Origin of the sequence: Dyadobacter sp. BE31 (assembly GCF_031457695.1) — a bacterium.
GTDB lineage: Bacteria > Bacteroidota > Bacteroidia > Cytophagales > Spirosomataceae > Dyadobacter.
Window position 1 is genome coordinate 1,005,581 of sequence record NZ_JAVDXA010000002.1, and the last position, 12,184, is coordinate 1,017,764.

A 12,184-nucleotide genomic window follows, 5' to 3' on the forward strand; every position below is an offset into this window, starting at 1 on the left:
TGTGATCATGAAAATTTCAAAAATCATATATAGCCTGGCCGCGGTGATGGGGCTTCTCCTGATGAGCTGCGAGGATTTGAGCAAGGTTAACCAGAACCCCAACAGCCCGGAGGAAGTGTCGGCGAACTACATCATGAGCTACGTGCTGACGCATTCGGCCAAGGCCTACTATGCGCTCGGTGCGGAAGGTTCGGATCTTTCGGGGGCGATGCAGTACATTCAGATGGGCACGAACGAGGGGGCTATGAAAGTCAACCAATATGGCTGGTCTGCGGCGAGCTGGTCGGAGTACTATAATATTTTGAAAAACAACGATTTGATGTACCAGGCCGCGGTGCGCGACAACAATCGTTTTTTCCAGGCGATAGCCCTAACCATGAAATCGTTCGTATTTGGTTTAATGACGGACCTGTTCGGTGACATTCCCTATTCGGAAGCGCTGCAAGCCGCCAGTGAGCAATATTATCCCAAATACGACAGCCAGCTAGACGTGTACAAAGGCATTCTCACCGATCTCAAAACTGCTTCCACGCTGCTGGGAAGCCTGGGCACTGCCGATGTGGTGAGCGCCGGATCGGACGTGCTGTATGGCGGAAAGGCGGCCAACTGGAAAAAGTTTGCCAATGCATTGCGGATGCGTTACGCATTACGGCTTTCGGCCAAAAAAGCGGAAGCCGCCTCCGCTGGCATCGACATTACAGCGGAATTTAAAGATGCAGCAAGCGCCACATTTACCGCCAATGCCGACGATGCAACCATGGCTTTCATCGGTACTACCAAAGACAACTCGGCCGTAGGTGGTTTGCTGAATGCTAGCAATCCTTTGTATTATATCAAACCATCCAAGCCATTTGTCGACAAGCTCACAGCACTCGGCGATCCCCGCCGCGACCGCTGGTTCCAGCCCGTGCTGAACAAATGGGACGCCAAAATCACCACCGCGACCGATAGAAGCGTGACCAATGCATTTGGTGAAACATTCGCGGTGAAATATATGCCGGCCAAAGCGGGTGCTAATGTGGATACCTCGCTTTATGTGGGGTTGCCCGTCGGCCTGGCGATCGTGGATGCGACGGGTTATAACAAGGGCGATGACGGTACTGCCTACAACCCCGAGCGCAGCCCGTACATTTCGTTCCTGCACAACCGCTACCGCACCAATACCGAGGCTTACGTGAAAATGAACTTCATTACCTATGCCGAGGTCGAATTTATGCTTGCGGAGGCTGCGCTGGACGGTAGCTGGGGCGTTTCGGGCACGGCAGAGGACCATTACAAAAGTGCAATTAAAGCGTCGCTCGACAAGTACAATGCGCAGGTAGCGAGCGGTTTCAGTTTCGATCGATACTATGCGCAGAATGCGGTCAGCCTGGCGTCGGCTTCCAATAAGCTGGAAAGGATTTCGGAACAGAAATGGATTGCCGGCTGGCTGAGCGTCGAGCCATGGTTCAACTGGCGGAGAACGGGCTTCCCGGCGCTTAAAACCGGCCCGGCGGCGCAGTTCGGCGCGGCTATTCCCGTGCGTTTCGTGTACCCGATCGCCAATGCGGATGTCAAATACCTGGTGAATTACAATGCGGCGGTGGACAAGCTGGAACCGAGCAGCTTCGTGCCGACAGGTCAGAGCAAAGACCATCAATATTCAAAAATGTGGCTGCTGAAAGGTACTTCGGCGCCCTGGTAATCGTTCGGCTCCGGCCGGTTTTAGTATGTATTTAAAAAACAGCATTTCAAAAATCGTTGCGACGGGCAGTTTGGCCCTGTGGGCGCTGGCGGCGACCGCGCAAAATGGAGAAACCTATCTGCCTACGGCGGCACCCGATCGCATTGTGCTCAATGTGACGGCCGACCCGTCGACTTCGATGGCGGTCAACTGGCGGACTTCCGAGGCCATTGCGGAAAGTTTCGCGGAGATCGCCGTGGCGGAGGCTGATCCCCGGTTTGTGTCGAAGGCCCAAAAACGCAAAGCCAATACCCAAAAACTCGTTTGGGAGGATACGCCCACGGCCCATTACCATTCCATTATTTTCGAAAACCTGCAACCCGGTACCAAATATGCGTACCGGGTCGGCGGGGAACAGGGGTGGAGTGAGTGGATCCATTTCACGACTGCCGGCACCCGCGACCAGAAGCTGTCTTTTGTCTATTATGGGGATGTTCAGGTGAATATCTCATCGCTATGGTCGCGCGTGGCGCGTGAGGCTTATGCGAAAGCGCCCGACGCGCGCCTGGCCATCTACGCGGGCGACCTGATCAACAAAGCCAACCGCGATGTGGAATGGGGCGACTGGTTCCGCGGCGGGGGCTTCATCCATTCGATGATCCCGGCGTTCCCCACGCCCGGTAACCACGATCATTTCGATACGCCCGAAGGCATTAACACGACTTCCGTATTCTGGCGGCCGCAATTTACCCTGCCCGAAAACGGCCCGAAAGGATTGGAAGAAACCTGCTATTATGCAGATGTTCAGGGTGTAAGGTTCATTTCATTAAACTCGGATCAGGTAGATGTTTCCGAGAAGTGGACGAAGGTGCAGGAAGAGTGGCTGGAAGGTATTCTCCAAAACAACCCGAACAAATGGACCGTGATTACTTTCCACCACCCGATTTTTTCGCCCAAAACCACCCGCGATAACAAGCGTATGCGCGAGACTTTCAAGCCGTTATTTGATAAGTACAAAGTCGACCTCGTACTGCAAGGCCACGACCACACCTACGCACGCGGCATGGCCAACATCCCGATGGCCGAGAAAGGGGCACAGTCAGGAACGATGTACGTGGTATCCGTCAGCGGGCCGAAAATGACAGATTCCAATGTCGACCGTGCTGCGTGGATGGACCGCTCCGCCATTTACACCCAACTTTTCCATGTGGTGAATGTAGAAGGCGGCAAGCTGTTATTCGATACCTATACGGCCACAGGGGAGCTTTACGATGCATTTGATTTGATTAAACAAAAGGGAAAGATTAACCGCATCGTAGAACGCGTTCCGGCGAACCTATCCGAACGACGCTGACAACACCCGACCACGCTTGACCACCCCTGACCACACTTGACAATACCTGACCACCCCTGACAATATCTGACCATCTCCTGACCATACCTATGAAACGCATCGCCCTTTTTGTTTCTTCCGCTCTGCTGGGGGCATCATTGCTAATGGCGTTACGCCTGCCGGTTTCCGACGAATTCCCCGCTGAAATCGTCAAATTCAAGGCATATGCCGGCAATCCGCTCTTCCAGGGCACTGGCGACCCGCAAACCTGGGACGAGAAAATCCGCGAACGCGGGTACATCCTGCGCGAAGGGGGCAAGTACTATATGTGGTACACCGGCTACACCAAAGCGACCGGTAACAATATGAAATACCTCGGCCTGGCGACTTCCGATGATGGCTTGAAATGGACGCGCCATCCGAAAAACCCGATCCATACCTCGCTGTGGGTGGAGGATATGTGCGTGGTAAAGGAAGGCAGCACCTATTATATGTTCGCCGAAAGCAAAGACGACATCGCCCATTTGCTCACTTCTACCGACCGCATTCAATGGAAAGACCAGGGCGCTATCGACATCCGCCTCAAAAACGGTTCGCTCATCAGCAAAGGGCCTTATGGTACGCCGACGGTCTGGAAGGAAAAGGGTACCTGGTACCTTTTTTATGAACGCAATGACGCCGCAGTGTGGCTTGCCACGAGCAATGACCTTAAAACCTGGACGAATGTACAGGACGAACCCGTACTGAATGCGGGCCCCGAAAAGTACGACGCGTTTGCCGTCGCATTCAACAAGATCATCCAGTACAAAGGCCATTACTATGCCTACTACCATGCGTCGGCGTTCAAAGACTGGCGTGAGTGGACGATGAATGTGGCCGTTTCGAAAGACCTCGTCCATTGGAGCAAATACGAAGGAAACCCCATCGCCGGTAACAATTCTTCCAGCGGATTCCCGGTTTTCGACGGTAAGCAATGGCGGTTTTACACCATGCACCCCGACGTACGGGTTTACTTCCCCGAAAAATAGAATGCCTCTATGATTTTAAAGCATTGCAACGCGCGCGGTTGGGTACCCGGTTGCAATGCTTTTTTGTTTTAAACTGAAAAAAAAGCCTTCCGGGCGCCACGCTTGAAATGCGCCTGGGTGTCTCTGGTATTGGAATCGCAAAACGCGGCGATCCGCTCATCAATCAGACACCATTATGAAGAGATTTTTTTACTTCGGTAGCTTCATCCTGCTCGCGGCGGGGCAGTTAGGTTGTTCCAAAGACAATCCCACGCCGACGCCTGAACCTGAGCCCATTAAACTGGAACGCGAGGCCGTGAAGTTTGCACTCCAGGGCCGGCCACAATACCTCGCGGAGGCTTACCGGTTCGTTGGCAAAGACTCTGTGGACCTGCTGAAACTCGATACCAATTATGCCAAATACCGGAACATTGTTTTTTTCTCATTCTATTTCGACGAAGGATACATTAATTTTTGGAGCGGCAGCCAGTTCCCGAATACCGAAATCCCGGGCGACGCAAAGACATTTAACCTCGGGATAAGAGTCGACCGGCCCACCGGCCTGCGTTGCTATTGGGAAGAGGATAAGGGCACCTTACGAATAGAAAGCGACAGGATGACGGACTATTTCCCCATGGTTATTCTGGGTAAAAAGGCCTACCTGGAAACATCATCGTTTATTAATCATCGTACCATTGAGATGGTCAAAGCGGCGCAGGTTAAATCGCAGGCGATTTTTATTTACGAAGACGTCGATCCGAAACTGGGGAATGTGAAATACAAGATCACGCTCAAACCGATGTACGAATATTACCGCGAACCTAACCAGCAATGGGATGCCAACTTCGCCGTATTCTGAAATGAGACCTGTTATGAAAAAGCTGCTGTTATTTGCATTTTTGTGTATTGTCGGCGCAGGTATGTGTGCGTGCGACAAAAAAGATAACGATCAGCCGGATCCCAAGCCGGAGCCTGTTCGCCTGAATCGCGACACGGTTTCCGCCTGGCTCGCCGGACGCTCTTTTTACATTACCGATGCGTGGCGGTTTGCCGGAAAGGATTCGGTGGATATGTACAAGGTGGATACGCTGCTGCCGCTCTATGCGAAGGCTGCAATCCTGAACTTTTACATCCAAAAGGGCGCAGGACCCATTATGTTTCATGGCGGTGCGAGTCAGTTTCCAAATACCGAGATTCCGGGCAATGCGCTGACATTCAACTTGAATATCCGTGTTTTTCTTCCGACGGAAATGAACTTGACCTGGAACGAGGAAAAGGGCACACTGGGTGTCGAGACGGCGAGAACAACGAGCTATTTCCCAATGATCGTACCGGGTAAAAAAGGTTACCTGGATCCGGCGAGTTTTAACGTGAAAATGTCGGCCGAACAGGCGAAAAAGGCGATCGTTAAGCCGAGTATGAAGTTTATCTATGAAGACGACGATCCCAAGCTGGGCAAAGTCACATATAAAATTACGATGAAACCGATGTATCAATACTATCGCGAACCCGGCCAACAGGCGAGTGCGAAGTATTTTGTGTACCCTTGAAATTGATGGATAGTTAGTGCTTTAATATGAAGTGTATTTGTGCATTTGCCCTGTTAATGGCAATAATTACAGCTGGTTGTTCGGAAAAGAAAGACGATCCGGAAGAGATTGTAACACCCGTGGAAACGGTGCTGAAAAGGGATGAGGTGATGAGAAACGTGAGGAAGAACTTGTACCATATCGAGGAATGGTACATGGTGAAGGGAAAGGATACCACATTTTTGAATTCGGATCAACACTATGACTCCTTGATGAAACATGTTTATGTTCAATTTTTCACTAATGAGTGGTCTCCCGGTCGTACATGGCTTTGTTATAGACACGGGGACGAAGTTCCCAATACCGAGTTTTCCGGCCATGCCGAAATCTTTGATGTGATCGCCGATACCGCGCTTCCATTGGGGTTCGATTACGCCTGGGATGAGAAGGCGGGGACGATATCGTTAGCGAGAGATATTTACCCTATCAGTTACTATGTGCCACGTCTTTTTCCGGAAGGCGTTACGATCGAACTTGATAAAAACGGGTACACACATGTGGACTCATTTGAGGAAGTCAAAGCGTTGCGAAAAAGCGGCACGCTGCGCTTCCGCTATCAGCACGAGGGGAGAAATTATACTTTTTTGTTAAAGCAAATGTGGCCGTTCTCCGGCTCGGCTAATATTCATCGTTATGTGGCCTTTTGAAGCAGAAACTATGAAAACCCTCGCTCTGATAACCGTTCTGGCAGTGATGCTCGCAGGTTGTAACGACCTGAAAGACCTGCGTCCGGTGGATCCCGCAACGCAGATTCCAGAGAAGGTGGTGAACGTGGTAAAAGCGAAGTTCCCGAAAGGTGAGGATCTGGTTTTTAAACCTATCCTGGAAGAAAAGATATGGGAAGTGAAGTTGAAATCAGATGCAGAACGCTATTCCTCTTTGGTGGATTACGGTAAAATGTGGGAGACCTTCAGGGAGGTGCCTGGCGGTGTGCCTGCCGCTCTGACGGAAGCATTGCAAAAATCACGTTTTGCCAGTGGCACATTGTCGGATTATACTACTGCTTTTTTTGCGACTACTGCTAATAATAAACTGGTTTTCAACCATAGAGGTGAAGTTTATTCGTTCGAATGGTCCGGTGTCGGCCCTTCAACTCCATACGCCATGTTTGATCGTATGAAGTACCGGATTACAACGTACGAGCTGGGCGATCTGCCCGGCGCCGTGGCGGACACGATCAAGGCCATTCCCGGAGCGAAGCTTTTTAAGGGTTATACTTTCGTAGGGATGGATGACTCAAAAATGTACTTCGTAATTGCCACTGTCTCATACAATCAATATGCGGAAAATGTATCAATGCTGTTTGACGGCAAAGGCAAGCTGCTGTGGAGTAGCACCAAGTTTATTGAAATTGGTGTAACCGGGGCCATATCGAACCTGCAAACTGTTCCGCAGCCTATTCAGGATTACCTGAATAGCCAACCGGAATTGGATGGATTCGAATATAATCTGAAACTGGTGAGCGATTATCGCGGGCTGACGTCCTATTACATTTCCGTGAAATACGCCAGCGGGCGCTATGACGTGTATTTTGATAAGGATTTCAATGTAGTATATAAAAGAATTGTGTTGAGATTTGAATAAAAAATAGTAATTAATTAAGTTTAAGTTACTTACAGGTCTAAGTTTTATTCCTGAACCCAACGTTCCCCTGATGAAATTCTTTCTCTCTAAAAAGTACGACAGCGTAACAAGCCTCGTGAAGGCCTGCCAGCAGCAGGACCCGAGGGCGCAGACCGTATTTTACGAGCGATACAAGGCCAAAATGACCGGTATTTGCCGCCGCTATGCGCGGACCGTGGCTGAGGCCGACGACATTTTTCAGGACGCATTTGTAAAGATTTTTAACAATATCAGCGATTTGAAGGAGCCCGAGGCCGTGGACGGCTGGGTGAAAGTGACGGTGATTCGGACGGCGATCAACTATTACAACCGCACTACCAGGCAGCAGGAACTTCAAAGTTCGCTCGACGGCGTCGAATGGCAGGTGGAATCCGATGATTACGTGCGCATTATCGACCAGATGAACGTCCGCGACCTGGTGGACCTGATCAACGAGTTACCCGATAAATACAGGACGGTGATTAACCTGCACCTGATCGACGGCTATACACACACCGAAATTGGTGAAATGTTGTCCATGTCGGATGCTACGGCCCGGTCGCAGTTCATGAGAGGACGTAACCTGCTAATGAAAAAATTGGAACTAAAAGGAATAGTACATCATGAAAACTTCTGAGGACAAAATGAACGAAGCGCTGCGCGACGTCCTCAAACGCAAGTTTGATGACTATGAAGAACAGCCCAACCCCAACGCGCTCGAACGTATACGTGCGCGCGTAAAGCCTGCGCGCACGGGTAGGTATTGGTGGTTCACGGGTGCGCTCGTGCTGCTTTCCATGTCCGGCATCCTGCTCAGCCGCTTCGCGGGCGAAAGCAAAACTTCGTTCGCGGTTTCGGAAAAAGCGGTTCTGCATACTGCAAATGAGGCTGTACGGGCGACATCCGGCAATGCAAAACCAACGGAAGAGGCTCTTTCGGTTTCGAAAGCACCGGTGCATTCGGCTCAATCGCTTTCCCGCAAAACGGTCTGGAAAATACCCGTTTCGCGATCGGAGAAACTGGTTAAAAGTGTTTTTGTGAAAGACCTGGGTAACCAACCGGCAACGAAGGTACATCGCGGGCAAGCCGGCAACGCTCCGGGCGCCACTGTAAGGCGGTATAAAAACTTACCGCCTGCGAATACAGATTCCCCTGTGGCGACAATACAGGGAGCGGATCCCGTTTCCGAAAATGGGAATGGGAATGCAGTACTGGCGGAAGAAGCGCCTGCGCAGGTGGATTCGGCAATGGCCGCGATGCCGTTGGAAGAGCTGGCATCGATGTCTTTGAAAGAAATGCAGGTACCGCTGCATTTGCGAGGCGTGGTGGCGCCTGCATTCAAGCCTGCGAAGGTGATTGTCACCAACCCGACGAGGGTAGCGTGGCTCTTCAACGCGTCGGCGTTGCATTCATACCAGATCCTCACGGTGCCATCGTCCGCAGCGCAGGATTTTCAGAATTTCAGCTTCCCGACATTATTTACGGCACGGTCCATGGGCTACAAGATAAGCGGCGGCGTGGAGCGGAACGGTATACAGTTGCAGCTCCATTACAGCGGTTTCCGGCAGACCTATTCTTACGAAATCGCCAACAATAACTATCTCGTCAAACCCGACGACAAAGGACAATACCAAACCGTACGCCAGGGCGACAGGATGGAGGAGAACCGGAAATTTTCAATGCTCGGCATTGGCGTTTCCAGGCAGCTGCGTTGGGGGCATTCGCCTGTCAGCCGGTTTTATGCTGCTTTGGGAGCAGAGTATTCGCATGATTTGAAAAGCAGCCAAAGCCTTGGGTGGCTCAGCCTGGGGTTGGGAAAACAATTTGCGGTGAGCCGCCACACAGCATTCAGCATTGGACCCTATGCCGAGTTCAGCCCGGTAAAGGTAAAAGGTACCCAAAACCCGTTCTACTATCAGCCGTACCGCGTGGGGATATCGGCAGGGCTCCGCTTCGTGCGGCCCTGAACCACCCACAGGTCAAGTCCCGGTAGCCACACTGCCGGGACTTTTTTATGCACAAAAATTTTCTACAACCATTTCATTCCCATCTGATTAAAAAATACCTACATTTACGGGCACGTGCCCGTAAACACAATCCGACCCCTCACAAGCAAAACCCGACCATTCTAATCACACCTGACAACCCCTGACAATACATGACTACCCCTGACAACACCTGACCATTCCAAACGCACCAAACAACCCCTGACAATACCTGACAACCCCTGACCATTTCCGACACCCTTGACCACCCCTGACAACACGTAACTAAACCTGACCATTCCAACCCATGACCCAATCAAGAACAAGAAGAGACTTCATTGCAACCGGCCTCGCCGCGATGGCAGGCGCAGGGCTTTCTGCTGCATTTTCACCGGCATTCGGGCATGCAGTGCGCCCGGCAGACAGGATCCGCCTCGGCATCATCGGTACCGGCTCGCGCGGTGCCGGCCTGGCAACGCTTATCCGCGAAATGCCCGACTATGAGCTGGTTGCCTGCTGCGATATCATCCCCGAAAACCTGCAAAAGGGCCTGAGCCTCGCTGCCAAAAACGCCAAAGGCTACACTGATTACCGCAAGTTGCTCGATGACAAATCCATCGACGCCGTGGTGATCGCCACGCCGCTTTACCTGCATTACCCGATGGCCGTGGCCGCATTGCAGGCCGGGAAGCACATTTACCTCGAAAAATCGATGACGTACGACATCCCGCAGGCGATCGACCTCGTGAAGAAGGTGAAGGCTTCGGGGCTCGTGTTCCAGATCGGTTACCAGTACCGCTATTATGGCCTTTACCACCGGGTGAAGGAGATCATGAAGGAAAACTGGCTGGGCAAGATCACGCATTTCGAATGCCAGTACAACCGCAACTCCAACTGGCGCTTCCCGGTGAAAGACCCCAAAATGGAACGCGCGATCAACTGGCGCATGTACCGCGAGTATTGCGGCGGTCCGCTCTCGGAGCTTTGCGCGCATGAGATCGACGTTGTGAATTACCTCACCGACAGCCGCCCGGTGAAGGTGGTCGGCCTGGGAGGCATCAACTACTGGAAAGACGGCCGGGATACTTACGACAACATCCGCACGGTTTACGACTACCCCAACGGCGTGAAAGCCAGCGTAACCTCGGTGTTATCCAATGCATACAATGGATACAGCATCCGTATTCTGGGCGATAAGGCCACGGTCGAGATCCTCCGCGACAAGGCATTCATTTATCCTGAAATTACCAACAATGCCAGGGGCGTCGTGGATGGTGTTACCGGTGCGACCATCGCCGTGACCACCCAGGGCAAAGGCGTGGAAGTGAAGTTCGGAAAGCCCGGCGAAGTGGAACTGGAACCTACGGTGTTCGCGTTGAAGGACTTCGCCGAATGTGTCAGAAGCAAAAAAGAGCCTATTTCCAATGTGGAAACCGGTCGCGATGGCTCTATTGCCATTCACATGGGCAATGCAGCGGCCGATACCGAAAAAGTACAGTATTGGAAACCTGAATATTCGGCCTGATGCGATCGCGGAGGCATTTGATAGGGCTTATGGTGGCAATGATGTGCTTTCTGCTAGGCGCATTACGCCCCGCCGTGGTACCTCGTACCTACCGGATCACCGGGCAGGCGCAGGGCACTACCTATGCCATTACCTGGTATGCCGACCGTAAATCCGTAACCCAGGCACAGATTGACAGTGTTTTCCAAAGCCTCGATGCGTCGCTTTCTATTTACTTGCCCGGCTCGCTGATCAGCCGGTTTAACGGATCGGAAACGGGGATTGAAATGGATCGGCATTTAGCGCAGGTCGTGGGAAAATCGATGCAGATTTACCGCGAAACCGGCGGCTTGTCCGACATCACCGTGTACCCGCTCGTGCGCGCGTGGGGTTTTGGAGCAAAAGCTGCCGATGCTATGCCCGACAGCGCTGTCATTCGCCTGCTAATGCCTTGTGTGGGATCGGATAAATTGAAGATCGAAGGCAGCAGGCTTGTGAAAACGGTCCCCTGCGTGCAAATAGACGTGAACGGTATCGCGCAGGGCTATTCGGTGGACGTGCTGGCCCGGTTCCTGGAAGCACGCGGGATCGATAATTATATGGTGGAAGTGGGAGGGGAGATCCGCACCAGGGGCCGGAAGTTGCCGGGTAACGAACCGATGAAAATCGGCATAGAAACCCCTTCCACCAGGGAATTCGATGCACCCGTGATCCGGGAAGTGATTACGATCGGCGATGGGGCTGTTACCACTTCCGGCAGTTACCGCAAGTTCAGGGAATCGGGCGGAATGCGGCTCTCCCACATTATTGACCCCCGAACAGGCTTTCCCGTACAGCGTGAGATCATCAGCGCTACCGTAGTGGCGCCCGAAGCGATCACCGCCGACGGCTTCGACAATGCGCTGCTCGCCGCAGGCATCGACGGGGCGTTTGAAATACTTAGTGCCCACCCGGGCCTCGAAGCGTATCTCATTTACCGGAAGCCGGACGGAACCGTTGCCGATACGGCTTCGGCGGGGTTCGGCAGGTACGTGGTGAAGACTGGTGACCGCTGAGGGAGGGGCCTGCGGCCCGTCCATGGACGATGGACGATGGACCGCCGACCACTGACCACTGACCACTGACCACTGACCGCCCCGTAGAGGCATCCTGTTGTAGCCAGGTGACAATAGGGACATGTGGCTCCGTGGGAGCCTCCTGAATATGCCCGACGCTCTTGTACAGGACACCCCATCCGGGGTGAAACGTATGGGGTAACACATTGCTATAAACAGGTTGCCCCTCCGGGGCAGCATCCTGCCATGGTCGATTGTCCATGGTCTATGGTCCATTGTCGGCGGTCGGCGGTCATCGGTCCGCGGTCACCGGTCACCCCTCATCCCTCCGAGAACGTTATCGGTACTATTTCCGGGGAATCCCATGGATACCTATTAAATTCCTTGTAACATTGTTATAAGTCAAAATTAAATACTGCCGGATGCGCAAAACGCATCACAAATGA

Annotated in this window: 11 protein-coding genes; all 11 read left to right on the forward strand. The window is 52.4% G+C overall.

Translation table 11 applies throughout. From position 1 onward, the window contains the following. The first annotated feature begins 7 nt into the window (after positions 1–7). Positions 8–1,684, forward strand: a complete 1,677-nt coding sequence (locus J2Y43_RS12755) for a SusD/RagB family nutrient-binding outer membrane lipoprotein (RefSeq protein WP_309983054.1) — start codon at positions 8–10, stop codon at positions 1,682–1,684. A gap of 25 nt (positions 1,685–1,709) precedes the next feature. After that, positions 1,710–3,017 (forward strand): metallophosphoesterase family protein, encoded by a 1,308-nt coding sequence (locus J2Y43_RS12760; protein ID WP_309983056.1) that lies wholly within the window; start codon positions 1,710–1,712, stop codon positions 3,015–3,017. Positions 3,018–3,106: 89 nt separating this feature from the next. Then, a complete protein-coding gene (locus J2Y43_RS12765; protein WP_309983058.1) occupies positions 3,107–4,024 on the forward strand; it encodes a glycosylase in 918 nt (305 codons plus the stop codon). Positions 4,025–4,199: 175 nt separating this feature from the next. Then, positions 4,200–4,862, forward strand: a complete 663-nt coding sequence (locus J2Y43_RS12770; protein WP_309983062.1) for a hypothetical protein — start codon at positions 4,200–4,202, stop codon at positions 4,860–4,862. Between the two features lie 13 nt (positions 4,863–4,875). After that, complete coding sequence (locus tag J2Y43_RS12775; RefSeq protein ID WP_309983063.1) at positions 4,876–5,553, forward strand: hypothetical protein; 678 nt, start codon at positions 4,876–4,878, stop codon at positions 5,551–5,553. A 56-nt stretch (positions 5,554–5,609) separates the two neighbouring features. Next, a complete protein-coding gene (locus tag J2Y43_RS12780) occupies positions 5,610–6,239 on the forward strand; it encodes a hypothetical protein (protein ID WP_309983066.1) in 630 nt (209 codons plus the stop codon). A gap of 10 nt (positions 6,240–6,249) precedes the next feature. After that, positions 6,250–7,176 (forward strand): hypothetical protein, encoded by a 927-nt coding sequence (locus J2Y43_RS12785; RefSeq protein WP_309983068.1) that lies wholly within the window; start codon positions 6,250–6,252, stop codon positions 7,174–7,176. A gap of 70 nt (positions 7,177–7,246) precedes the next feature. Beyond that, a complete protein-coding gene (locus tag J2Y43_RS12790; protein WP_223405518.1) occupies positions 7,247–7,831 on the forward strand; it encodes an RNA polymerase sigma factor in 585 nt (194 codons plus the stop codon). After that, a complete protein-coding gene (locus J2Y43_RS12795; RefSeq protein ID WP_309983071.1) occupies positions 7,818–9,161 on the forward strand; it encodes a hypothetical protein in 1,344 nt (447 codons plus the stop codon). The genes J2Y43_RS12790 and J2Y43_RS12795 overlap by 14 nt, the downstream gene beginning before the upstream one ends. Before the next feature lie 325 nt (positions 9,162–9,486). After that, positions 9,487–10,704 (forward strand): Gfo/Idh/MocA family oxidoreductase, encoded by a 1,218-nt coding sequence (locus J2Y43_RS12800; RefSeq protein WP_309983073.1) that lies wholly within the window; start codon positions 9,487–9,489, stop codon positions 10,702–10,704. Continuing rightward, on the forward strand, positions 10,704–11,738 hold the full coding sequence (locus J2Y43_RS12805; protein ID WP_309983075.1) for an FAD:protein FMN transferase: 1,035 nt from the start codon (positions 10,704–10,706) through the stop codon (positions 11,736–11,738). The genes J2Y43_RS12800 and J2Y43_RS12805 overlap by 1 nt, the downstream gene beginning before the upstream one ends. Positions 11,739–12,184: the final 446 nt, after the last annotated feature.

What these genes read in the sequence shown, in the direction of transcription:
- J2Y43_RS12755 (WP_309983054.1), top strand. Translation starts at nt 8, where the DNA reads ATGAAAATTTCAAAAATCATATATAGCCTGGCCGCGGTGATGGGGCTT.
- J2Y43_RS12760 (WP_309983056.1), top strand. Translation starts at nt 1,710, where the DNA reads ATGTATTTAAAAAACAGCATTTCAAAAATCGTTGCGACGGGCAGTTTG.
- J2Y43_RS12765 (WP_309983058.1), top strand. Translation starts at nt 3,107, where the DNA reads ATGAAACGCATCGCCCTTTTTGTTTCTTCCGCTCTGCTGGGGGCATCA.
- J2Y43_RS12770 (WP_309983062.1), top strand. Translation starts at nt 4,200, where the DNA reads ATGAAGAGATTTTTTTACTTCGGTAGCTTCATCCTGCTCGCGGCGGGG.
- J2Y43_RS12775 (WP_309983063.1), top strand. Translation starts at nt 4,876, where the DNA reads ATGAAAAAGCTGCTGTTATTTGCATTTTTGTGTATTGTCGGCGCAGGT.
- J2Y43_RS12780 (WP_309983066.1), top strand. Translation starts at nt 5,610, where the DNA reads ATGGCAATAATTACAGCTGGTTGTTCGGAAAAGAAAGACGATCCGGAA.
- J2Y43_RS12785 (WP_309983068.1), top strand. Translation starts at nt 6,250, where the DNA reads ATGAAAACCCTCGCTCTGATAACCGTTCTGGCAGTGATGCTCGCAGGT.
- J2Y43_RS12790 (WP_223405518.1), top strand. Translation starts at nt 7,247, where the DNA reads ATGAAATTCTTTCTCTCTAAAAAGTACGACAGCGTAACAAGCCTCGTG.
- J2Y43_RS12795 (WP_309983071.1), top strand. Translation starts at nt 7,818, where the DNA reads ATGAAAACTTCTGAGGACAAAATGAACGAAGCGCTGCGCGACGTCCTC.
- J2Y43_RS12800 (WP_309983073.1), top strand. Translation starts at nt 9,487, where the DNA reads ATGACCCAATCAAGAACAAGAAGAGACTTCATTGCAACCGGCCTCGCC.
- J2Y43_RS12805 (WP_309983075.1), top strand. Translation starts at nt 10,704, where the DNA reads ATGCGATCGCGGAGGCATTTGATAGGGCTTATGGTGGCAATGATGTGC.